Below are 26,474 nucleotides of genomic sequence, written 5' to 3'. Positions count from 1 at the left end.
ACCTTGGCGCGGAACACGGCTTCGAACCGGTCCGGCGTGAGTCCGTCGAGCACGCCGTCGTCGAGCACGCCGGCGGTGTGGACCACGGCGGTGAGCGGCACGTCGGCCGGGATCCCCGCCAGCAGCTCGGTGAGCGAGGCCCGGTCGGCGACGTCGCAGGCGGCGATCGTCACGCGGGCACCCCGGTCTTCGAGCTCGGCAGCCAGCTCGGCCGCCCCGGGCGCGGCCGCACCGCGCCGGCTGGCGAGCAGCAGGTGCCCGGCCCCGGCCTCGGCGAGCCGGCGCGCGACCAGCGCCCCGAGCCCGCCGGTGCCACCGGTGATGAGCACCGTGCCCGTCGGGTCCCAAGTCCGGGCTTCGCCGCCGGCCGGAGCCGGAGCCAGGCGCGCCCCGAACACCGCGGACGGGCGCACGGCGAGCTGGTCCTCCCCCGCCGGGCCGGCGAGGACACCGGCGAAGCGGGCGGCCGAACGCTCGTCGAGCGTCTCCGGCAGGTCGACGAGCCCGCCCCAGCGGTCGGGGTGTTCCAGCGCGGCGGCGCGGCCGAGCCCCCAGCAGGCGGCCTGCAGCGGGCTGGTCACGTCCGTGCCGCCCGCCGGCACCGCACCCCGCGTCACCGCCCACAGCGGCGCGGTGGTCCCCGCGTCGCCCAGCGCCTGCAGCAGGGTCGTGGTGGCCACGAGCCCGTGCGGCACCCCGGACGTCGTGCGTTCGTCGAGGGCGAGTAGCGAGACGACTCCGGTCACCGGACCCGCCGCGCGCAGCTCCTCGGCGAGCGCGGCCCGGTCCTGGCCGCCGACAGCCAGGCGAACCACGTCGGTGCCCAGCGCGGCCACCGCCGCGTCCGTCCAGGCGTCGCCGTCGTGCGTCTCGGGGACGACCGCGAGCCAGGTGCCCGCCGGAGCGGCCTCGGCCGCGCCGGTCAGCGGCGACCAGGTGACGCGATGGCGCCAGGAGTCCACTGTGGACCGGTCGGCGACCGTCTTGCGCCAGCCGAGCAGTGCGGGCAGGACCTGGCCCAGCGCACCGGCGTCGACGTCAAGTGTGCTGCTGAGGTGCTCGAACTCCTCCTCCCGCACGGCCGACCAGAAAGCGTCGTCACGCGAGGACTCGACGGCGGGGGCGGCGCCGAGGGCCTGGCTCTCGGGCCAGAACCGCTCGTGCTGGAAGGCGTACGTCGGCAGGTCCACCACGCGGTGGCGGCCGAGCAAGGCCCGCCAGTCGGGGCTCAGGCCCGCGACGTGCAGCCGGGCCAGCGCCCCGAGCAGCGCGCCCGGTTCGCCGCGGTCCTTGCGCAGCACCGGAACGAGCGTCGCGCGGTCGTCGAGGGTCGCCGCCGCCATCGCGGAGAGGACCCCGTCGGGACCGATCTCCACGAACACATCGGCGCCGGCCTCGGCCAGGCCGGCAACACCGTCGGCGAAGCGGACCGCGTCGCGGACGTGGCGCACCCAGTACTCGGGGGTGAGCACCTCGTCGCCGGCCGGCGCACCGGTGACCGTGGACACGAGCGGCACCGCCGGAGCGGCGTAAGCCACGCTCCGGGCCACCCGTCGGTAGTCGTCCAGCATCGCGTCCATGTGAGATGAGTGAAACGCATGGGAGACCCGCAAACGCCTAGTCTTCCGGCCCTCGGCCGCGAACCTCGCGGCGAGCGCTTCGGCCTCCGATTCGTCCCCGGCCACCACCACCGCGGCCGGGCCGTTGACCGCCGCCACCGAGATCCCCGGCGTGAGCAGCGGCGTGACCTCGTCCTCGCGGGCCTCGATCGACACCATCGCCGACTCGGCCCCCGGCAGCGCGTCCATCAGCGTCGCGCGGGCGGCGACCAGGCGGGCGGCGTCGGCGAGGGAGAAGACGCCGGCCACGTGGGCCGCGGCCAGCTCGCCGATCGAGTGCCCGGCCACCACGTCCGGCCGGATGCCGAGCGAGGTGACCAGCCGCACCAGCGCGACCTCCATCGCGAACAGCGCGGGCTGCGTGTAGCCCGTGCGGTCGAGCAGCTCGGCCTCGGCCGTGCCGGGCTCGGCGAACACGATCTCCCGCAGCGGGCGCTCGAGGTGCGCGTCCAGCGCGGCCACGACCTCGTCGAAGGCCTCGGCGAACACCGGGAACCGGTCGTAGAGCTCGCGGCCCATGCCGGCGCGCTGCGCGCCCTGGCCGGTGAACAGGAACGCGGTGCGGCCCAGTGACCGCGCCCGGCCCTCGCTCACCGACGGGGACGGCGCGCCCTCGGCGAGCGCGGTCAGCCCGGCCAGCAGCTCGGCGGTGTCCGACGCCAGCACCGTCGCGCGGTGCTCGAACGTCGCACGGGTGGTGGCCAGCGCGTACGCGACTTCGGCGGGCGAGAGGCCCGGCTCGTCGAGCAGGCGGTCGCGCAGCCGCTGGGCCTGCGCCTTCAGCGCCGCCGGCGTACGGCCCGAGACCGGCACCAGCACCGGCCCGGCGGACTCCTCGGCCGAGACCGCGGGCTGTTCGGGCGCCTGCTCCAGGATCACGTGCGAGTTCGTGCCGCTGGCGCCGAACGACGACACCGCCGCGCGCCGCACCCGGCCCACCTCGGGCCAGGCCCGGGACTCGCCGACCAGCTCGATCGCCCCCGCGCTCCAGTCCACCTGGGACGTCGGCGCGTCGGCGTGCAGGGTCTTCGGCAGCACGCCGTGCTGCATCGCGAGCACCATCTTGATCACGCCCGCGACACCCGAGGCCGACTGCGTGTGGCCGAGGTTCGACTTCACCGACCCCAGCAGCAGCGGGTGTTCCCGCTCGCCGCCGTAGATCGCGAGCAGCGCCTGGGCCTCGATCGGGTCACCCAGTTTCGTGCCGGTGCCGTGGGCTTCGACCGCGTCCACTTCGGACGGTTGCAGGCCGGCGCCGGCGAGCGCCTTGCGGATCACCTTCTGCTGCGCCGGACCGCTGGGCGCGGTCAGGCCGTTGGAGGCGCCGTCGGAGTTGATGGCCGAACCCCGCACCACGGCGAGGATCCGGTGGCCGTTGCGCACGGCATCGGACTGGCGTTCCAGCACCAGCATGCCGACGCCCTCGGCCCAGCCGGTGCCGTTCGCCTCGTCGGAGAAGGCCTTGCACCGTCCGTCCGGCGACAAGGCGCCGAGGTCGCTGAACTCGACGAAGTTCACCGGCGTCGACATCACCGTGACCCCGCCGGCCAGCGCGACCGAGCACTCACCGCTGCGCAGGGCCTGGGCGGCGAGGTGCATCGCGACCAGCGAAGACGAGCACGCCGTGTCGACCGACACGGTCGGGCCCTGGAGGCCGAACGTGTAGGCCAGGCGCCCGGAGAGCAGGCTCGACGACTGCGCCGTCTGCCAGTGCCCGCCCTCTTCGCCGAGCACGGGCCGGTAGTCGCCGCTGCCGCCGCCCACGAACACGCCCGCGTCGGTGCCGCGCAGGCCGGCCGGGTCGACCCCGGCGCGTTCCAGCGCCTCCCACGCGGCTTCGAGCACGATGCGCTGCTGCGGGTCCATCACCACGGCCTCGCGCGGCGAGATCCCGAAGAAGCCGGGGTCGAAGTCCGCGACGTCGTAGAGGAAACCGCCCTGGCGCGTCACGCTCGTGCCCGGCGTCTCCGGGCCGCCGGCGAACAGCTCGTCCATCGGCCAGCCGCGGTCGGCGGGCATGTCGCCGACCGCGTCGACCCCGTCGGAGACGAGGCGCCACAGGTCTTCCGGCGACCGGACGCCACCGGGGTAGCGGCAGCTCATGCCGACGATCACGATCGGGTCGTCGGTGACCGCCGCCGTGGTCACCACGCCGGCGCCGCTGTCGTCGGCGCCGAACAGCTCGGCGTCGAGGAAGGCCGCCAGCACCTGCGGGGTCGGGTGGTCGAACGCGAGGGTGGCCGGGAGCGCCAAGCCGGTGGCGTCCCCGAGCTGGTTGCGCAGGTCGACCGCGGTGAGCGAGTCGAATCCGAGGTCCTTGAACGGCAGGTCGGCGGCGACCGCGTCGGCGCTCGCGTGGCCGAGGACCAGCGCCGCCTTCTCCCGCACGGCGGCGAGCAGCCGCCGGATGCGGTCCGCCTGCGGCAGTTCGCGCAGTTCCCCGGCGAGACCGGCCGTCTTCTGCGTGACCGCCTCGGTGAACTCGGGCAGCTCGGTGAACAGGTTCGTGGGGCGGGTCCGGGTGAACGCCGGGGCGAACTTCACCCACTCCACGTCCGCGACGATCGCGGCCGGGGCGCTCAATGCCGTCACCGCGGCCGCGGATGGCATCGCGGGAAGACCCGACAGGCGCAGGTGCCCGGCGAGAGCGTCGTCGGTGCCGGCCCAGGCGCCCCAGGCGATCGCCTGCCCGGCCAGGCCACGCAGGCGCCGGCGTTCGGCGATCGCGGCCAGCTGCGCGCCGATCGCGGCTTCGTCGGCGCGGCCGGCCGAGCCCCAGGCTCCGGCGAGGGAACCGAACACGAGGAACGCGTCGAGCTCGCGGTCGCCGAACAGGGTGTCGAGGGTTTCGGCGCCGCCGAGCACCGCGGCGACCGGGTCGCCGTGGCCGGTGCCGTCGTCGGCGTGGACCACGGCGGTCACGTCCGCGACCAGCTCGGCCGACAGCTCGGTGACGACCTCGGCCGGCACGCCCAGCTCCGGAGCGTCCACAAGGGACGGTGCCGTGAGCAGGAGCCGCTCGGCGCCGTGCTCGGCGAGCCACCCGGCCACGGCCAGGCCGGTGCCGGTCGTCCCGCCGGTGACGAGGACGGTGCCCCGCGGCGTCCACCGCTCCCCCGCGACCGCGCGGACGATCCGGCGGGCGAACACGCCGCCGGAGCGGACCGCGACCTGGTCTTCGCCAGCCGCCAGCACCGCGGCCAGCCGGGCGAGGGCACGGTCGTCGGGCTCGGCGGGCAGGTCGACGAGGCCACCCCAGCGTTCGGGTGCGTCGAGCGCGGCCACCCGGCCGAGCCCCCACACCGCGGCCTGCGCCGGGTCGAGGTCTTCGTCGTCGCCGACGGCCACGGCACCTCGTGTGACGCACCACAGTGGAGCGGCGACGCGGTCCAGCAGGTCGGCCGGCGCGACGTCCAGCAGCGACAGCACTCCGGTGAAGTCCGTCTCCGCGGGCAGCGCGTCGAGCTCGGCGGCCACGGCCGTGTCACCCAGGGCGGCCAGGATCGCGGTCACGTACTCGTCGCGCTCCGCCGGGACGAGCACGAGCCAGCGCCCCTCCGCACCGCCGTCGGGCGTGATCGGCCGCCACACCACGTCGTACTTCCACTGCGGCACCCGCGCCTCGTCCTGCCGGCCGCGGCGCCAGCGCGCAAGCGCCGGCACGAGGGTGGCGAGCTGGTCGCCGTCGAGGTCGAGGCTCGCCGACAGCGTCTCGAGGTCGGCGTCTTCGACCGCGGCCCAGAACGCGGCGTCCGCCGGATCCGGCGCGACCTGCGCGTCGAACTCCGGCCAGTAGCGCTCGCGCTGGAACGCGTACGTCGGCAGCACGACACGGCGGGTGCCGGTGCCGGCGAAGTAGGTCTCCCAGTCCACGGCGACCCCGCGACCGTGCAGCCGGCCGAGGGCGCCGGCCCACGCGGCTTCTTCACCCCGGCCCTTGCGCAGCGCGGCGATGGCTTCGGTGTCCTGCCTGAGACCGGCCTGCGCGAGTGCGGTGAGCACCCCGGCGGGACCGAGCTCGAGGAACGTCGTCACGCCCTGGCCGGTCAGCGTCGCGACGCCGTCGGCGAACCGCACCGGCTCGCGCACCTGTCGCACCCAGTATTCCGGCGACGCGAGCTCCCCGGCGGCCGCGACCCCACCGGTCACAGTGGACACGACCGGGATCTCCGGCTCGGCCAGGGTCAATCCGGCGACCACGGCCCGGAACTCGTCCAGCATCGGGTCCATCAGCGGCGAGTGGAACGCGTGGCTGACGGCGAGCCGCTTGGTCTTGCGGCCCGTCAGCCGTGCCACCACCGCGAGCACCGCGTCCTCGGTACCCGAGAGCACCACGGCGTCCGGACCGTTGACGGCGGCGAGCGCCACGTCACCCGAGAGCAGCGGCGTGACCTCGGCCTCGGTCGCCTGCACGGACACCATGGCGCCCCCGGCCGGCAACGCCTGCATCAGCCGGCCGCGAGCGGCGACCAGCGTGCACGCGTCCGCCAGCGAGAACACCCCGGCGACGTGCGCTGCGGCCAGCTCGCCGATCGAGTGCCCGGCCACGAAGTCCGGCCGGATCCCGAGCGAGGCGGCCAGGCGGAACAGCGCCACCTCGATCGCGAACAACGCGGGCTGCGTGTACGCGGTCTCGTCGAGCAGGTCCGAATCCGTGAAGACCACATCGCGCAGCGGGCGGTCGAGCTCGCGATCGAAGTGCGCGAGCACCTCGTCGAAGGCCTCGGCGAACACCGGGAACCGGTCGTAGAGCTCGCGGCCCATGCCGGCGCGCTGCGCGCCCTGACCCGAGAACAGCACGGCGGTGCGGCCGGTCGCGGCCTTCGTCCGGCCCGCCTCGGCGACACCGTCCGAAGTGGACACCAGCACCGCGCGGTGGCGCAGCGCGGCGCGGCCGGTCGCGAGCGTGTAGCCCACGTCCACCGGCGACAGCTCACCGGCGGCCGCGGTCACCCGGGCGATCTGCGCGTCGAGCGCCTGCTCGGTGCGGCCCGAGACCAGCCACGGCACAGCCACCGGCTCGATCACGGCGGGCTCGGCCGGCGCCGGCTCGGGCGCCTGCTCCAGAATCACGTGGGCATTGGTGCCGCTCACGCCGAACGCGGACACCCCGGCGCGGCGCGGGCGGCCGGTCTCCGGCCACTGCGTGACGTCGTCCAGCAGCGAGATCGTGCCGCCGGTCCAGTCGACGTGCGAGGTCGGGCGCTCGCTGTGCAGCGTCTTCGGCAGCACGCCGTGGCGCATCGAGAGCAGCACCTTGATCACGCCGGCGACGCCCGCGGCGGCCTGGGAGTGACCGAGGTTCGACTTCACGGCGCCGAGCAGCAACGGCGTGGTCCGGTCGCGGCCGTAGGTCGCCAGCAGCGCACCGGCCTCGATCGGGTCGCCCAGCTTCGTGCCGGTGCCGTGGGCCTCGACGACGTCGACGTCCGCAGTGGACAGTCCGGCGTCGGCCAGTGCCTGGCGGATCACCCGCTGCTGCGCGAGCCCGTTGGGTGCGGTGAGGCCGTTGGACGCGCCGTCCTGGTTGACCGCGCCACCGCGCACGACGCCCCAGACCTCGTGGCCGTGGCGCACCGCGTCGGACAGACGCTCCAGCACCAGCACGCCGACGCCCTCGGCCCAGGCCGTGCCGTCGGCGTCCTCGGAGAACGCCTTGATGCGGCCGTCGGCGGCGAGACCGTTCTGCGTGCTGAACTCGAGGAACGAGCCCGGACTCGCCATCACCGACACACCGCCGGCGAGCGCGAGCGACGACGTGCCGCTGCGCAGCGCCTGCGCCGCCCACTGCAGGGCGACCAGCGAAGACGAGCAGGCCGTGTCGACCGTGACGGCCGGGCCTTCCAGCCCGAGTGTGTAGGAAAGGCGGCCGGACAGCACACTCGCCGTGGTGCCGGTGGCGATGTGCCCCTGGATGTCGGCGGACGCGTTCTGCAGCAGCTGCACGTAGTCCTGGCCGTTGGTGCCCACGAACACGCCGGTGTCGCTGCCGCGCAGCCCGTCGGCGTCGATGCCCGCGTGTTCCAGCGCCTCCCACGTGGTTTCCAGCAGGAGCCGCTGCTGCGGGTCCATCGCGAGGGCTTCGCGCGGGGAGATGCCGAAGAAGCCCGCGTCGAAGTCCGCCACGTCGGAGAGGAACCCGCCTTGCAGCGTGGCGGAGGCTCCGGCGGCCAGCGCTTCGAGGTCCCAGCCGCGGTCGGCCGGGAACGGCGCCACGGCGTCACGGCCCTCGACCAGCAGCTGCCACAGGTCCCCGGGCGAGCGGATCCCGCCCGGGTACCGGCAGGCCATGCCGACGACGGCGATCGGGTCGTCGTCCACCGCGCGTGCGGCCGGGGCCGACGACACCGGGGTGTCGAGCGTGCCCAGCAGCTCGCCGAGCAGGAACGCGGCCAGCGCGCGGGGGCTGGGGTGGTCGAACACGATCGTCGACGGCAGCGTCAGCCCGGTCGCGGCGGCGAGCGAGTTGCGCAGCTCGACCGTGGTCAGCGAGTCGAAACCGAGGTCCGCGAACGGCTGGTCGGCCTCGACCTGGCCCGTACCGTCGTGACCGAGCACGGCCGCGACCCGCACCAGCACCAGGTCGAGCACGGCGCGGACGCGCTCGGTTTCGGGCAACCCGGCGAGCGTGCGGCGCAGGGCGTTCTCGTCCTGCTGCTCCGCGACGTCGGTCCGGGCCAGGGCACGGACCTCCGGCAGGTCGGCAATCACCGGGTCCGGGCGCACGGTCGCGAAGCGCGGCCAGTCGACGTCCAGCACCGCGAGCGCGGTGTCGCCGGCCTCGATCGCATGCCACATCGCGGTGATCGCCGCGGCGGGGTCGAGCAGGCCGAAGCCGCCGCGCCGCACGCGGTTCGCGATCTCCGCGTCGCCGGCCATGCCGTCGTCGGCCCAGGGGCCCCAGGCGATCGACGTCGCCGGCCGGCCCGAGGCGCGGCGCTGGGCGGCGAACGCGTCGAGGTAGGCGTTGGCGGCGGCGTAGTTGCCCTGCCCCGCGGCACCGAGCGTGCCGGCGACTGAGGAGAACAGGACGAACGCGTCGACGTCGCCGGCCAGCTCGTGCAAGTTCCGCACGGCCGTGGCCTTGGCGGCGAAGACTGTGTCGAACCGTTCGGGGGTCAGGGTGTCGAGCACGCCGTCGTCGACGACGCCGGCGGTGTGGAAGACGGACCGCACCGGGTGTTCGGCGAGCAGGTCCGCAAGGGCGGCGCGGTCGGCGACGTCGCACGCGGCGATCGTCACGCGGGCACCCAGCTCTGCCAGCTCCTCGGCGAGCTCGGCCGCACCTGGCGCATCGGGGCCGCGGCGGCTCGTCAGCAGCAGGTGCTCTGCGCCTTCCGCGGCGAGCCGGCGGGCCACGCGACGGCCGAGACCGCCGGTGCCGCCCGTGACGAGGACGGTGCCGGTCGGCGTGAACGTCGTCTTCGGGTCGGTGGCACTGTGCGCGAGCCGCCGGACGAAAACGCCCGGCGCGCGCACCGCGAGCTGGTCCTCGTCGCCGGACCCGGCAAGCGAGGCCACGAGCCGTGCGGCGACAGCGGAGTCCAGCTCCGCGGGCAGGTCGATCAGGCCGCCCCAGCGGTCGGGGTGTTCCAGGCCGATCGCCCGGCCGAGGCCCCACACCGCGGCCTGGTCCGGGCTCACCCCGGCGTCGGCGCGGCCCACGGAGATCCCGCCGCGGGTGAGAATCCACAGTGGAGCATCGACGTTCGCGGCACCGAGCGCCTGGACCAGCGCCGCAGCGGTGAGGACCCCGGCGGGAGTATGACCTTCGCCGGTCTCGCCGGGCTCCGGCAGCAAGATCACGCCGGCGTAGGGACCGGCGCCGATCTCGTCGACGCTCGGTACCACAACGGTGTCGGTGCCCAGCGTTTCGACGACGCCGCGGGTCCAGCCGGACTCCGCCGGGACCACCACGAGCCACGTGCCCGACAGGCGTCGTTCGGCGGGCCGGAACGGTTTCCAGTCCACGCGGTAACGCCGGCCGTCCACCGTGGCCCGTTCGGTGCGGCGACGACGCCAGGCCGAGAGCGCGGGCACCATCGGCTGGAGCGTCTCGCCGTCGAGGCCGAGCTGCTCGGCCAGCGCCGTCACGTCCTCCTGCTCGACGGCGGACCAGAAGTCGGCGTCGGCGGGATCGGCCGCGACGGGAGCGAGAGCCGCGGGCTCCGGCCAGTAACGCTTGCGCTGGAACGCGTAGGTGGGCAGGTCGACGACCCGCGCGCCGTTGCCGGCGAACACGCCGTCCCACCCGACCGGCACGCCCTGGACGTGCAGGCGGGCGAGCGCACCTAGCGCGGTCGCGACCTCGTCGCGGTCGCGGCGCAGCACGGGCAGCACGAGCGCCGCTTCGGTCAGCGACTCCTGCGCCATCCCCGACAGCACCCCGTCGGGCCCGAGCTCCAGGAACGTCGTGACGCCGTGACCCGCGAGCCAGGACACGCCGTCGGCGAACCGCACGGCGCGGCGGACGTGGTCCACCCAGTACTCCGGCGAGCACACCTGCTCCTCGGTCGCGAGGTTGCCGGTCACGTTCGAGACGAACGGGATCACCGGCGCCGTGAAGCTCACGGATCCGGCGACGCGGCGGAAGTCGTCGAGCATGGCGTCCATGCGCGGCGAGTGGAACGCGTGGCTCACGCGCAGGCGGCGGGTCTTGCGGTCCAGCTCGGCGAAGTGCCGCGCGATGGCCCCGGCTTCGGCCTCCTCACCGGCGATGACCACCGAACGCGGCCCGTTGATCGCGGCCAGGGACACGCCTTCGGTGAGCAGCGGCGTCACTTCGTCCTCGGTCGCCTGCAGCGCGATCATCGCGCCTCCGGCGGGCAACGCCTCCATCAGCCGGCCACGCGCGGCGACCAGCTTGCACGCGTCCTCCAGCGTCAGCACCCCGGCGACGTGGGCCGCCGCCAGCTCACCGATCGAGTGCCCGGCGAGATAGTCCGCGCGCACGCCCCACGACTCGGCGAGCCGGTAGAGCGCGACCTCGACCGCGAACAACGCCGGCTGCGTGGAGGCGGTCCGGTCGAGCAGCTCGGTGTCGGCGCCCCAGATGACCTCGCGCAGCGGCCGGTCCAGCTCCGCGTCGAAGCAGGCGCAAGCGGCGTCGAAGGCGTCGGCGAACACCGGGAACTGCTCGTACAGCTCACGGCCCATGCCCAAGCGCTGGCTGCCCTGTCCGGTGAACAGGAACGCCGTGCGCCCGCGTCCGGCACTGCGGCCGGTCACCAGGTTCCCCGCAGGCGCTCCGTCGCGCACGGCGGTGAGGCCGGCGAGCAGCTCGGCCCGGTCGCCCGCGACCAGGGCCGCGCGGTGGTCGAACGCCGAGCGCGCGGTGGCCAGCGAGTACGCGACGTCCGCGAGCCGCAGGCCGGGCTCGTCCGTGAGCCGGTCCAGCAACCGCGAAGCCTGGGCGCGCAGGGCGTCTTGCGACCGTCCGGAAAGGACGACCGGAACGGCCTGCTCGACACCCGGCTCCTCGACCACGTCGAGCGGCGGTGCCTGCTCCACCACGGTGTGCGCGTTCGTGCCGCTGAGCCCGAACGACGACACCGCGGCGCGGCGCGGCCGGTCACCGCCGGGCCACGGCGTCGTCTCGGTCAGCAGCTGCACTGCACCCGTGCCCCAGTCCACATGGGACGAAGGCTCGTCGGCGTGCAGGGTCGGCGGGAGCACGCCGTGCTCCATCGCCTTCACGACCTTGATCAGGCTCGCGACGCCGGACGCCATCTGGGTGTGGCCGATGTTCGACTTGATCGACCCCAGCAGCAGCGGCCGCTCGCGGTCCTGGCCGTAGGTCGCGAGCAGCGCCTGGGCCTCGATCGGGTCGCCGAGCGCCGTGCCGGTGCCGTGGCCCTCGACCGCGTCGATCTCGCCGGCCGTCAGGCCCGAGTTCGCCAGCGCCGCGCGGATCACGCGCTGCTGCGCGGGACCGTTGGGCGCGGTCAGGCCGTTGGACGCACCGTCCTGGTTGATCGCCGAGCCGCGGATCACGGCGAGCACCGGATGCCCGTTGCGCCGCGCGTCGGACAGGCGCTCCACCAGCACGAGGCCGACACCCTCGGCGAGGCTCATGCCGTCGGCCGAGTCGGAGTAGGCCTTGCAACGGCCGTCGGGCGCCATCGCGCGCTGGCGGCTGAAGCCGATGAACGCGTTCGGCGTCGACATCACCGACACCCCGCCCGCCAGCGCGAGCGAGCTCTCCCCGCCGCGCAGCGACTGGCACGCCAGGTGCAGCGCGACCAGCGACGACGAACAGGCCGTGTCCAGCGTGATCGCCGGGCCCTCGAGCCCGAACAGGTAGGACAGCCGGCCGGACAGCACGCTGGAGAGCGCGCCGGTGATCATGTGGCCCTCGGAGTTCTCGGCACCGGCCGCGGCGCTCTCGCCGTAGTCCTGGTAGCTGGCGCCGATGAACGTGCCGGTGAGGCTGCCGCGCAGGGCCGACGAGTCGAGACCGGCGCGTTCGAACGCCTCCCACGCGGTCTCCAGCAGCAGCCGCTGCTGCGGGTCCATCGACAGCGCCTCCCGCGGCGAGATCCCGAAGAAACCCGCGTCGAAGTCGGCGACGTCGTGCAGGAACCCGCCCTGGGTCGAGTAGGTCTTACCGTTGACGTCGGGGTCCGGGTCGAAGATCGCGTCGGCGTCCCAGCCGCGGTCGGCGGGGAAGCCGGAGATCACGTCACGGCCCTGGGAAACCAGCTCCCACAGCTGCTCGGGTGAACCGACGCCGCCCGGGTAGCGGCAGCTCATGCCGATGATGGCGATGGGCTCGTCGGTCGCGATCGCGGCCGCCGGTCCGCCGGTCGCCACGGTGGCACCGGCGACCTCGGTGCGGAGGAACTCCACCAGTGCCAACGGGTTCGGGTAGTCGAACACCATCGTGGTCGGCAGCGTCAGCCCGGTCGCGGTCGCGAGGCGGTTGCGCAGGTCGACGGCCGTGAGCGAGTCGAAGCCGACGTCGCGGAACGCCCGTTCCTCGGCCAGGTCCGCCGGATCGGCCAGCCCCAGCACGGCGGACGCCTCGGTGCGGACCAGCGCCAGGAGCCGGTCTTCCTGCTCGGCCGGGCTCAGCGCGCGCAGCTGCGCGGCGAACTCGCCTTCCGCCACCGTGCCGGCGGTCTCCTGTTCGGCGGCCTGCAGCAGCTTGACCTCGGGCACCTCGGCGAACAGGTTCGTCGGGCGCATCGCGGTGAACACCGCGTGGTAGCGGTCCCAGTCCACATCGGCCACGGCGACCACGGTGTCGCCGCCGTCGAGCGCCGTGCGCAGGCCCGAGAGCGCGAGCTTCGGGTCCATGAACACCAGGCCGCTGCCGCGGATCTGCGCCGGGTCGACGCGGCCGAGCTGCAGGTCGTCGGCCCAGATGCCCCACGAGACCGACGTCGCCCGCAGGCCGCGGGCGCGGCGGTGCTCGGCGAGCGCGGCGAGGAACGCGTTGCCCGCCACATAGGCGGCGTGCTGGCCACTGCCCCACATGCCGGCGGTGGACGAGTAGAGCACGAACGAGTCGAGGTCCTCGGGCAGCAGCTCGTCGAGCAGCCGCGCGCCCAAGACCTTCGCGCGGATGACCTCCGCGAACGCCTCGATCGACGTCTCGGCCAGCGTCTGCAGGCCGATGAACGCGGCCGTGTGCAGCACGTTGCGGATCTCGCGGCCCGCGTCGCGCAGCCCGGCGAGCATCGCCTCGACTTGAGCGCGGTCGCTGATGTCGCAGGCCACGACCTCGGCCTCGGTGCCCAGCTCGGCCAGCTCCGCGACCAGCTCGCGCGCGCCGGGCGCGTCGAGGCCGCGGCGGCTGGTGAGCACGACGTGCGGCGCGCCTTCGCGGGCGAGCCAGCGGGCCAGGTGCGGGCCGAGCGTCCCGGTCGCGCCGGTGACGAGCGTGGTGCCGGCCGGCGTCCACGCGCGTTCGGTCGTCCCGGCCGGAGCCCGCACGACTCGGCGGGCGAAGACCCCCGACGCGCGCACGGCCAGCTGGTCCTCCCCGGTCGCGCCGGACAGCACGGTCACCAGGCGCGCGACCGCGCGTTCGTCCGGCTGCTCCGGAACGTCGACCACACCGCCCCAGCGATCCGGGTGCTCCAGCGCGGCGGTCCAGCCGACGCCGTGCACCTGCGCCTGGGCCGGGTGGGTCACGGTGTCGGCGCGGTTGGTGGCGACGGCACCGGTGGTGACCGTCCACAGCGGAGCGTCGAGCCCGGCGTCCCCGAGCGCCTGGACCAGCGCGACGGTGAGCGCGAGGCCACTCGCGAGCTCCGGGAACTCGCCGTGGGGCGCTTCGGCGAGCGCCACCAGCGAGACGACGCCGGTGATCTCCTCGTCCACCGGCAGCCGTCCGGCGAGCACGGAGCGGTCGCTGCAGGACTCGTCGAGCACCAGCGTCCGCACCCGCGCGCCGGCGGCGTGCAGGCCCCGGGCGATCTCGGCGCCCTCGTGGCCCTCGGTCGTGACCAGCAGCCAGGTGCCGGACAGGATGCCGCTCGGCAGCCCGGTCAGCGGCTTCCAGACCGGCCGGTACCGCCAGGAGTCCACTGTGGACGCGTCCTGCCGGCGCCGGCGCCAGTTCGACAACGCGGGCAGCACGGCGGCCAGCGAGGCACCGTCGACGTCGAGGCTCGCCGTGAGCGAGTCGAGGTCCTGACCCTCCACGGCCGCCCAGAACTCGGCGTCGGCCGGGTCGGCGTGCACCACGGGCTCCGGCTCGGCCGGGACGGCCCAGAAGTGCTGGTGCTGGAAGGCGTAGGTCGGCAGCTCGATGCGCCCGCCGCCGCGGGTGTACGGCGTGAAGTCCACCGGCACGCCACGGACGAACGCCTCCGCGGCCGAGGTCAGGAAGCGCTGCAGCCCGCCCTGGTCGCGGCGCAACGTCCCGGTCACGGCCGTGCGGCCCGCGCCTTCCAGGGTCTCCTGCACCGGCATGGTCAGCACGGGGTGCGAGCTGATCTCCACGAACACGCGGTGCTGGTCCTCGGCGAGCGCGCGGATGGCGGGCTCGAAGCCGACGCGGCCCCGCAGGTTGCGGTACCAGTAGCTCGCGTCCATCTCCGTCGTGTCGAGCCAGCCGCCGGTCACCGTCGAGTAGAACGGGACGGCGGAAACCCGCGGCGTGATCGGGGCCAGCGCCTCGGCGAGGTCGGTCTCGATCGCCTCGACGTGCGCGGAGTGCGACGCGTAGTCCACGGCGATCTTGCGGGCGCGGACTTCCTCGGCCGTCAGCTCGGCGTGCAGACGGTCGAGCGCGTCCGGGTCGCCCGCCACCACGACGGACGTCGGCCCGTTGACCGCGGCGATCGAAACGCCCTCGGGCAGGCGCGGCTCCACTTCGGACACGGGCAGGCCCACGGACATCATCCCGCCGTGGCCCGCGAGTGTCCGCGCGATGGCCTGGCTGCGCAGCGCCACCACGCGGGCCGCGTCTTCGAGCGACAGCGCACCGGCCACGCACGCGGCGGCGATTTCGCCCTGCGAGTGTCCGACCACAGCGTCGGGCTCCACGCCGTGGGCCTGCCACAACGCGGCCAGCGACACCATGACCGCCCACGACGCCGGCTGCACCACATCCACGCGCTCCAACGTCGGCGCACCCTCGACCTGCCGCAGCACATCCAGCAGTGACCAATCCACAAAAGGCGAAAGGGCCGCAGCGCACTCGTGCAACCGCTCGGCGAACACCGGCGACTCGTCGAGCAGCTGCGCCCCCATACCGGCCCACTGAGAACCCTGACCCGGGAACACGAACACCCGCTTGCCCTCGACGTCGGCCACCCCGCGCACCGCGGTGGGCAGGTCGCCCCGCAGGCCGGCGAGCAGCTCGTCCCGGCCCGTGCCGAATACCACGGCGCGGTGCTCGAACCGGGCCCGCGTGGTCAGCAGGGAGGCGGCGACGTCACGCGGGTCGGCGGTTTCGAGCGTCGAAGCGACGTTCACGACCTGCTCGCGCAGCGCCGCTTCACCTCGCGCCGACACCACGAGCGGAACCAGGCGTTCGGGCTCGTCCGCGTGGTCGGGGACCTCCGTCGCGGGCGGCTCGGCGAGGATCGTGTGCGCGTTGGTGCCGCTGATGCCGAACGACGAGATCGCCGCGATCCGCGGCCGGTCGCCGCGCGGCCACGCGGCGGCCTCGGTCAGCAGCTGCACCGTGCCGGGCGTCCAGTCGATGTGGGCCGACCGGTCACCGGCGTGCAGCGTCCGCGGCAGGACCTCGTGCCGCATCGCCATGATCATCTTGATCACGCTCGCCATGCCGGCCGCCGACTGCGTGTGGCCGATGTTCGACTTCACCGAGCCGAGCAGCAGCGGCTGCTCCGGGTCGCGGTCCCGGCCGTAGGTGGCCTGCAGCGCCTGCGCCTCGATCGGGTCCCCGAGCGCGGTGCCGGTGCCGTGCGCCTCCACGACCTGCACGTCTTCGGTGCGCACGCCGGAGTTGGCCAGCGCCTGGCGGATCACGCGCTGCTGCGCGGGGCCGTTGGGAGCCGAGAGGCCGTTGGACGCGCCGTCCTGGTTCACGGCGGAACCGCGCACCACGGCGAGGATCGGGTGGCCGTTGCGCTGCGCGTCCGACAATCGCTCCACGAGCAGCACGCCGACGCCCTCGGCGAGCGTCATGCCGTCGGCGCCGTCGCCGAACGCCTTGCAGCGCCCGTCGAGCGCCAGCGCGCGCTGGCGGCTGAAGGCGACGAACGGGCCCGGGTTGGCCATCACGGTCGCGCCGCCGGCCAGCGCCAGCGTGCTCTCCCCGCCGCGCAGCGACTGGCACGCCAGGTGCAGCGCGACCAGCGAAGACGAGCAGGCGGTGTCGACGGTGACCGAGGGTCCTTCCAGCCCGAAGGTGTACGACAACCGTCCGGAAAGGACACTCGGCTGGGTGCCGGTGACGACGTGGCCTTCACCCGCGTCGCCGGCCCCGGCGCCGTAGTCCTGGAAGGTCGAGCCGATGAACGCGCCGGTCGGGCTGCCGTGCAGGGTCGCCGGGTCGATGCCGGCGCGTTCGAAGGCCTCCCACGAGGTCTCCAGCAGCAGCCGCTGCTGCGGGTCCATCGACAGCGCCTCCCGCGGCGAGATCCCGAAGAACGCGGGGTCGAACCGGCCGGCGTCGTGCAGGAAACCGCCCTGCGTCGAGTAGGTGGTGCCGAGGTGGTCGGGGTCCGGGTCGTAGAGGCCGTCGATCTCCCAGCCGCGGTCGGCGGGGAACTCGGAAATCGCGTCGACGCCGTCGGCGACCAGCCGCCAGAACTCCTCCGGCGTGTCGGCGCCGCCGGGGAACCGGCAGGCCATGCCGATGATCGCGATCGGCTCGTCACTCGCGCCCGCGGCGGCCACGACGTTCGCCGTGGCGGCGGTGCCCAGCACCTCGGCGCGCAGGAACTCCGCCAGCGCCGTCGGGTTGGGGTAGTCGAAGGCCAGGGTCGCGGGCAGCGTCAGGCCGGTCAGCGCGCCGAGCCGCTTGCGCAGCTCGACCGCCGTGAGCGAGTCGAAGCCGGCCTCGCGGAAGGCCCGGCGCTCCCCCACCTCGTCCGAGGACGCGTGGCCGAGCACGGCCGCCGCCTCGCCGCGCACCAGGTCGAGGAGCAGCCGCAGCTGCTCGGGCTCGCCGAGCGCGCTCAGGCGGGCGGCGAACTCGCCGGCCTCGGCCTCCGGCTCGTCGGCCCGCACGGCCGCCAGGCCCGCGAGCAGCGGGCTCGGCCGCATCGCCGAGAACACCGGCACGTACCGATCCCAGTCGACGTCGGCGACGGTCACAACCGGCCCGCCCGCGACGACCGCGCGGCGCAGCTCGGCCATGGCCGGGGCGGGCGCCATCATCCCGAGGCCGCGGCGGCGCAGGTCACCCGCGACCGCGTCGTCGGTCGCCATCCCCGCTTCGGCCCACGGACCCCACGCGACGGCCGTCGCGGCCAGGCCGCGGGCGCGTCGCTGCTCGGCCAGCGCGTCGAGGTAGGCGTTGCCCGCGCCGTACGCGCTCTGGCCCGCGCTGCCCCACACGCCCGCGATCGAGGAGAACAGCACGAAGAAGTCGAGCGGACGGTCGCCGAGCAGGGCGTCCAGGTTGACGGCGCCGGCGATCTTCGCCGACAGGACCTGGTCGAAGTAGGCCTGATCGATCTCGTTCAGCGGCGTCGCCTGGCCGACACCGGCCGCGTGGACCACGCCCGTCAGGTCCGGCAGCTCCGCGAGCACGTCGGCGAGGGCGTCGCGGTCGGCGACGTCGCACGCGGCCACGGTGACGCGCGCGCCCAGCTCCTCCAGCTCCGCGGCCAGCTCGGCCGCGCCCGGTGCCTCGGCGCCGCGACGGCTGGTGAGGACCACGTGCTCGGCGCCGCTGCGGGCCAGCCAGCGCGCGACCTCCGCGCCCAGCGCGCCCGTGCCGCCGGTGACCAGCACGCTGCCGGACGCGGTGAACGCGCCTTCCGGCGGCAGGTCCTGCGCCGCGTGCCGCACGAGCCGCCGGCCGGCGACCCCGTTCGCGCGGATCGCGAGCTGGTCCTCGCCCTCCGCATCGGCCAGGACCGCGACGAGCCGGCGGGCGGCGGCCGGGTCCAGAGTGGACGGCAGGTCGACCAGACCGCCCCAGCGGTGGGGCTGTTCCAGCGCGACCACACGGCCCAGCCCCCACACCGCGGCCTGCGCGGCGCTGGTCACGGTCTCGTCCGGCGTGGTGGCGACCGCGCCGCGGGTCAGGGTCCAGATCGGCAGCGGGCCGTGGTCCTCCAGCGCGTGGACGAGCGCGACCGTCAACGCCAGCGCGTCGTCCTCGGCCGAGGCCAGCGTGGAGACGATCCCGGTGACCCCGTCGAGGTCGCCCAGGTTCTCGACGGTGCCGGTGCGCACCTCGGCGCCGTGCTCGGTCAGCGCGTCGACCACGTCCTGCGGCGCGTCGGCGGGGCTGACGACCAGCCAGGTGCCCTCGAGCGCGGGCAGCGCCGAGGGCTGCAGGTGCTGCCATTCGACGCGGTAGCGCCACGAGTCCAGCAGCGATTTCTCGTGCCGCGTCTGGCGCCACGACGAGAGGGCGGGCAGCAACGCGTAGAGCGAGGCGTGCTGTTCGTCCTGCAGACCCAGGATCCCGGCCAGCGCGCCGGCGTCGCCGCGTTCCACGGCGTCCCAGAGCCGCTCGTCGGCCGGGTCCGCCGGCACCGAAGCCGAGGGTGTGTCGGGCCAGAAGAACTCGTGCTGGAACGCATACGTGGGCAGATCGATCCGCCGGCCGCCGACGCCGGTGAAGAACTCCGGCCACGCTACGGCGATGCCGCGCGTGTGCAACCGGGCGAGCGCGGTGACGAGCGTGAGCTCCTCGTCCCGGTCCGCGCGCTGGGTCGCGACGACTTCGACGTCGGGCAGGGTTTCCTGGGTCATCGCGGAGAGGACGCCGTCCGGGCCGAGCTCCAGGAACGTGCCGACGCCTTCGGCCGCCAGCGCGCGGACGCCGTCGGCGAAGCGGACGGTGCCGCGGACGTGGTCCACCCAGTAGTCCGGCGAGCACAGCTGCTCCGCCGTCGCGACGGTGCCGGTGAGGTTGGAGACGACCGGCAACTGCGGTGGCGAGTAGGTCAGGTTCGCCGCGACGGCGCGGAACTCCGCCAGCATCGGGTCCATCCGCGGCGAGTGGAACGCATGGCTCACCCGCAGGCGCTTGGTCTTGCGGTCGAACGCGGCGAAGTGCTCGACGATCGGCGTCACGGCCTCGTCGTCGCCGGAGATCACGACGGACGCGGGACCGTTGACGGCCGCGATCCCCACACCGTCGGTGAGCAGCGGCGTCACCTCGTCCTCGGTCGCCTGCAGCGCGGCCATCACCCCGCCGGTGGGCAGCGCCTGCATGAGCCGGGCCCGGGCGGAGACGAGCGCCGTGGCGTCGGCGAGGGAGAACACGCCGGCGACGTGCGCGGCGGCCAGCTCGCCGATCGAGTGCCCGGCGAGGAACGCGGGCTTCACGCCCCACGAGCGCACCAGGCGGTAGAGCGCGACCTCGAACGCGAACAGCGCGGGCTGCGTCCAGCCGGTCTCGTCGAGCGAGCCGTCGCCGGCCGCCAGGACTTCACGCAGCGGCCGGTCCAGGTACTCGTCGAACGCACCGCAGACCTCGTTCAGCGCCTGTGCGAACACCGGGAACCGCTCGGCCAGGTCGCGGCCCATCCCGGCGCGCTGGCTGCCCTGGCCGGTGAAGAGGAACGCCAGCCGTCCGGCCGCCCCGGTCTCGCCGGTGACGAGCGCGGAGTCCGAACGCCCGTCGGCGAGCGCGCCGAGTGCGCGGGCCGCGGTCTCCGCGTCGGTGGCGAGCACGGCGGCGCGGTGCTCGAAGTCCGACCGCGTGGTGACCAGCGAATGCGCGACGTCGGCGACGTGCGCCCCGTCCACAGTGGACCGCAGCCGGGCGGCTTGCGCGCACAGCGCCTTTCCGCTGCGGCCGGAGACCAGCCACGGCAGCACCCGGTCGGTGGTCGGCGCCTCGATCGCCTTCGGCGCGGCCGGCTGCTCCAGGATGAGGTGCGCGTTGGTGCCGCTGATGCCGAACGACGAGACCCCGGCCCGCCGCGGCCGGGCGGACTCGGGCCACGCGGTGTCCTCGCGCACCAGCTCGACCGCGCCGGCTTCCCAGTCCACATGGGACGACGGTGCGTCGACGTGCAGCGTTCGCGGGACCGTGCCGTGGCGCATGGCCTCGACCATCTTGATCACGCCGGCGACACCCGCGGCCGCCTGGGTGTGGCCGACGTTGGACTTGACCGACCCGAGCAGCAGCGGCGTCTCGCGGTCGCGTCCGTAGGTGGCCAGCAGGGCCTGCGCCTCGATCGGGTCGCCCAGCGTGGTGCCGGTGCCGTGGGCCTCGACGACGTCGACGTCGCCGGTGTCCAGGCCCGCGTTCGCGAGGGCCGCGCGGATCACGCGTTGCTGTGAAGGGCCGTTCGGGGCGGTCAGGCCGTTGGATGCACCGTCCTGGTTCACCGCGCTGCCCCGCACGAGGGCGAGCACGGGGTGGCCGTGGCGTTTCGCGTCGGAAAGCCGCTCCAGCACGAGCATGCCGGCCCCCTCGGCCCAGCCGACGCCGTCGGCGGACTCGGCGAACGCCTTGCAGCGCCCGTCGGGCGAAAGGCCGCGCTGGCGCGAGAACTCCAGCAGCGACGCCGGCGTGGACATCACCGTGACGCCACCGGCCAGCGCGAGCGAGCACTCGCCCGACCGCAGCGCGTGCATGGCCCAGTGCATCGCGACGAGCGACGACGAGCAGGCCGTGTCCACCGTGACGGCCGGGCCTTCGAGCCCGAGCGTGTAGGACACCCGGCCGGACGCCACGCTGGGCGAGGTGCCGCTGCCCTGGAAGCCTTCGAAGTCACCACCCGCGAGGACCGCGCCGTAGTCGTTGTACATCACGCCGGCGAACACGCCGGTCTGGCTGCCGCGCAACGACACCGGGTCGATGCCGGCCCGCTCGATCGCCTCCCACGACGTCTCGAGCAGCAGGCGCTGCTGCGAATCCGTGGCCAGGGCCTCGCGCGGGCTCATGCCGAAGAACGCCGGGTCGAACTCGGGCGCGTCGTGCAGGAAGCCGCCGCCGCGCGCGTAGGTGGTGCCGGTCCTGTCGGGGTCCGGGTCGTACAGCCCGGCCAGGTCCCAGCCCCGGTTCTCCGGGAAGCCGGTGATCGCATCGGTGCCGGACGTGACGAGCCGCCACAGCTCCTCGGGCGAGGTCACCCCGCCCGGGTACCGGCAGCTCATGCCGACGATCACGATCGGGTCGTCGGCCGCCGCGGCGCGAGTGGTGCCCACGGTCGCCGCCGGGGCCGAACCGAGCAGCTCCTCCACGACGTGCGCGGCCAGCGCGGCCGCCGTCGGGTAGTCGAACACGACCGTGGTCGCCAGCCGCAGGCCCGTCACGGACCCCACGCGGTTGCGCAGCTCGACCGCGGTCAGCGAGTCGAAGCCGAGGTCGGAGAACGCGCGGGCCGGGTCGATCGCGTCGGCGCCGCCGTGGCCGAGGACCGCGGCCACCTGGGCGCGGACGAGCTCCAGCACGACGTCGGCGCGTTCGGCCTCGCCGAGCCCGCTCAGCCGCTCCGCCAGGCCGACCGCGGCCGACCCCGCGACGACGGACCGCCGGGCCGGGCCGCGGATCAGCCCCCGCAGCAACGGGGGCACCGCGCCCTGCGAGCGCAGCACGGGCAGGTCGAGGCGGACGGGCACGAGCACGGCGTCGCCGGCGGTGAGCGCGGCGTCGAACAGGGCCACGCCCTGCGCCACCGGCAGCGCGGGCGTCCCGGCGCGGGCCATGCGGCTGAGGTCCTCTTCGGACAGCGTGCCGGTCATGCCGCCGGTGCTCGCCCACGGACCCCACGCCAGTGACACGGCCGGCAGGCCCTGGGCCCGGCGGTACTCGGCGAGCGCGTCGAGGAAAGCGTTGGCGGCGGCGTAGTTGCCCTGGCCCGGCGCGCCGAAGACGCCGGCGAACGAGGAGAACGTGACGAACGCGGTGAGGTCGCTCGTGAGCTCGTGCAGGTTCCAGGCTGCGTCGGCCTTCGGGCGCAGCACGGTGTCGAGGCGCTCGGGTGTGAGCGACGCGAGGACACCGTCGTCCAGCACGCCCGCGGTGTGCACGACGGCGCGCACCGGGCGTTCGACCGACGCCAGGGCCGCGGCGAGGGCCTCGCGATCCGCCGCGTCGCAGGCGAGGACAGTGACTTCCGCGCCCTCCTCGGTCAGGTCCGCGACCAGTTCTGCCGCGCCGGGGGCGTCCGGGCCACGACGGCTGAGCAGCAGCAGGTGCCGCACGCCGTACTCGGCCACGAGGTGATGAGCGAACACCGCGCCCAGTCCCCCGGTGCCGCCGGTGACGACCACGGTGCCCTCGGGATCCCACGTGACCTCGTCGGGGGCGACCGGCAGCGCGGCGCGGCTCAGCCGAGCGGCGTAGGTGACGCCCGCGCGCACAGCCAGGTCCGGCTCGTCACCGGAGTAGACCTCGGCGGGCGGCTCGCCGTCCGCGGCCAGATCCAGCAGGCCGAAGCGGCCCGGCAGCTCGCTCTCGGCCGCGCGCACCAGGCCCCGGACGGCCGCGGCCGCCGGGTCGGTGACCGGCTCCCCCGCCACCGAAACGGCACCGCGCGTCACGAAGACCAGACGCTGGTCGCCCGAAGCCGCGTCCTGGAGCAGCCGCAGGGCGTGGGCGGTCAGCGAGTGGGCGTCGCCGATCGGGTCGCCGGTGCCCTCGAGCGGCACGAGCACGACGTTCGATTCGTCCACTTCGGACGCCTGCACGGCGCGCGGACGGACCCACGACACGGCGAAGAGCGCATCGCGCTGAACGGTCGCGGCGGAGTTGAGGTCGTCGGCCGACATCGGCCGCACCGTCAGGGCTTCGACCGAGGCCACGGGCGCGCCCGTGCTGTCGGCGACCGCGATCGACACCGCGTCGCCGCCCGCGGGCGAGAGCTTCACGCGGACCGAAGCCGCACCGGCCCCGTGCGGGGCCACGCCCTCCCACGAGAACGGCAGGCCCGCCGGGCCACCGTCCGGGCGGCCGAGCAGCAGGGCGTGCAGCGTCGCATCGAGCAGCGCCGGGTGGATCCCGAACGCGCCGGCGTCGGCTCCGGGCCCGGCCGGCAGGGCGACGTCGGCGAACACGTCGTCGCCGCGGCGCCACACCGAGCGCAGGCCCCGGAACGCCGGGCCGTAGGCGAAGCCGGCTTCGGCCAGCCGGTCGTACCCGCCGTCGAGGTCCACGGGTTCCGCGTCGGCCGGTGGCCAGGCGGCCGCGTCGAAGGCGACCGACGCGGTGCCCGGGGAAACGGTGCCCGCCGCGTGCTGGGTCCAGGGCTGCTCGTCCTCGCCGTCGGGCCGCGAGTAGACGTTCACGCCCCGGCGGCCGGCCGCGTCCGGCGCGCCGACCCACACCTGCACCTGCACGGCGCCGTGGTCGGGCAGCACGAGCGGCGCGGCCAGGGTGAGGTCTTCGACGAGGCCGCAGCCGACCTCGTCACCGGCCCGCAGCGCCAGCTCGAGGAACGCGGTGCCCGGCAGCAGCACCGCGCCGCGCACGGCGTGGTCGGCCAGCCACGGGTGCGTCCGGGTGGACAGCCGGCCGGTGAGCAGCAGCCCGTCGGAGTTGGCCAGTGTCACCGCGGCGGCGAGCAGTGGGTGGTGCGCCGCGCCGAGCCCGGCGGCGCGCACGTCGTTGAACTGCGCCATCCCGCCCTTCGGCCAGAACCGGCGGCGCTGGAACGCATAGGTGGGCAGGTCGAGCCGGCGCGCGGCGGTGCCGGCGAAGTACCGCGCCCAGTCCACGGTGATCCCGCGCCCGTGCGCACCGGCCAGAGCGGCAGCCATCGACGCGTCTTCGGGCCGGTTCGCGCGCAGCAAAGCGAACGCCTCGGCGTCTCGGACCAGTGAGGACAGCGCGCTGTCGGGGCCCAGCTCCAGCATCGTCGTGACGCCGTGGCCGGTGAGCCAGTCGAGGGCGTCGGCGAAGCGGACGGTGCGGCGGACGTGGTCGACCCAGTAGTCCGGAGTGGACAGCTGCTCGGCGGTCACGGGCTCGCCGGTCAGCGTGGAGACGATCGGGATCCGCGGAGCTTCGGCCGCGAGACCGGCGACGACGGCGCGGAACTCGGCCAGCATCGGGTCCATCAACGGCGAGTGGAACGCGTGACTCACCCGCAGGCGCTTCGTCTTGCGGCCCAGCTCGGCGAAGTGCGCCGCCACCGCGAGCACGGCGTCCTCCGCACCGGAGACGACGACCGTGCCGGGCCCGTTCACCGCGGCGATCGACACCTCGCCGGTCAGCAACGGCGCGACTTCGTCCTCCGCCGCGGTGATCGAGACCATCGCGCCGCCGGCGGGCAGTGCCTGCATCAGCGTGCCACGCGCGGCGACTAGCTTCGCCGCGTCGGCCAGGGAAAACACGCCGGAGACGTGGGCGGCGGCCAGCTCGCCGATCGAGTGGCCGGTCAGGTGGTCGGGCGTGACGCCCAGCGACTCGACGAGGCGGAACAGCGCCACCTCGACGGCGAACAACGCGGGTTGCGCCCAGCCCGTCTCGTTCAGCTTCTCGGCGTCCTCGCCCCACAGGACCTCGCGCAGCGAGCCGTCGAGGTGGCGGTCCAGCTCGGCGACGACCGCGTCGAACGCCTCGGCGTACACGGGGAAACGCCGGTAGAGCTCACGCCCCGCGCCGAGCCGCTGTGCGCCCTGCCCGGTGAACAGGAACGCGAGCTTCGTCTTCGCCGGCACGACGCTCGCGGGCGCTTCCCCCGCCGCCATCGCGGTGAGCCCGGCCAGCGCGGCGTCCCGGTCCTCGGCGACGACCGCTGCCCGGTGCTCGAACGCGGACCGCGTGGTGGCCAGCGACAGCGCCAGGTCGGCCACGGCCGCGTCCGGGTTGTCTTCGAGGAACTCCACGGCGCGGGCCGCCTGGGCCCGCAGCGCTTCGGCGGTGCGCCCGGACACGAGCAGCGGCACCGCACCCGCCGCGAGTGGTGCGGGAGCGGGTTCCTGCTCCGTCGCTTCGGCTTCCGGCGCCTGCTCGATGATCGTGTGGGCGTTGGTGCCGCTGATGCCGAACGACGACACGCCGAACCGTCGCGGCTCGCCCGTCTCCGGCCACGGCGTGGCCTCCGTGAGCAGCCGCACGGCGCCCTCGGTCCAGTCCACATGCGACGACGGGGCGTCCACGTGCAGCGTCTTCGGCAGCACGCCGTGGCGCAGGGCCATGACCATCTTGATGATGCCCGCGACACCGGCGGCAGCCTGCGTGTGGCTGATGTTCGACTTCACCGAGCCGAGGTAGAGCGGCTTGCCCGCGTCGCGGCCGCGGCCGTAGGTGGCCAGCAGCGCCTGCGCTTCGACGGGGTCGCCGAGCGTGGTGCCCGTGCCGTGCGCCTCCACCGCGTCGACCTGCGCGGCGGTGAGGCGGGCGTTGAGCAGCGCCTGCTGGATCACGCGTTCCTGCGAAGGACCGTTCGGGGCGGTCAGGCCGTTGGACGCGCCGTCCTGGTTCACCGCGGACCCGCGGACCACGGCCAGCACCTCGTGGCCGTGGCGGATCGCGTCCGAAAGGCGCTCCAGCACGAGCACACCGACACCCTCGGCCCAGCCGGTGCCCGACGCCGAGTCGGCGAAGGAGCGGCAGCGGCCGTCGGTCGCGAGACCGCCCTGGCGGCTGAACTCGGCGAACGTGGCCGGGCTCGACATCACGGTGACGCCGCCGGCCAGCGCGAGCGAACATTCCTTGGCGCGCAACGCGTGCGCGGCCAAGTGCAGAGCAACGAGCGACGACGAGCACGCCGTGTCCACAGTGACGGCGGGCCCCACGAGACCGAACACGTACGACAGCCGGCCGGACATCACGCTCGTGGTGTTGCCGGTGAGCTGGAAGCCTTCGACGCCGTCTTCGGGGCCGACCGCGTAGTCCTGGGCCATCGCGCCGACGAACACGCCGGTGCGGCTGCCGCGCAGCGCCGCCGGGTCGAGGCCCGCCCGCTCGAACGCCTCCCACGACGCCTCCAGCAGCACACGCTGCTGCGGGTCCATCGCCAGCGCCTCACGCGGCGAGATGCCGAAGAAGTCGGCGTCGAACTGCGGAGCGTCGTGCAGGAAGCCGCCCGACAGCGTCGAAGACGCGAAGTCGCCGTCGAGGTCCCAGCCGCGGTCGGCGGGGAACTCGGTGATGCCGTGCTCGCCGGCCTCGACCAGCCGCCACAGGTCCTCCGGGCTGGTGACGCCGCCGGGGTAGCGGCAGCTCATGCCCACGATCGCGATGGGCTCGCTCGCCGCCGCCTCCAGCTCCTGCACCCGCTGGCGCGTCCGGCGCAGATCGGCACTGGCGCGCTTGAGGTAGTCCCGCAGCTTCTGTTCGTTGTCCAT

Annotated in this window: 1 protein-coding gene (cut by a window edge); it reads right to left on the bottom strand. The window is 74.7% G+C overall.

The window, feature by feature from the left end; all coding sequences use genetic code 11:
* Positions 1–26,474: the 5' portion of a type I polyketide synthase gene (locus ACQPXB_RS24660; RefSeq protein ID WP_432856456.1), read on the bottom strand. The gene continues 931 nt to the left of window position 1, outside the view; the window shows 26,474 of its 27,405 coding nt (coding positions 1–26,474); its start codon is at positions 26,472–26,474; the stop codon falls past the left edge of the window.

The organism is Amycolatopsis sp. CA-161197 (assembly GCF_050942255.1).
Classification (GTDB): Bacteria; Actinomycetota; Actinomycetes; order Mycobacteriales; family Pseudonocardiaceae; genus Amycolatopsis.
This window is presented reverse-complemented; position numbering and strand designations above follow the sequence as displayed.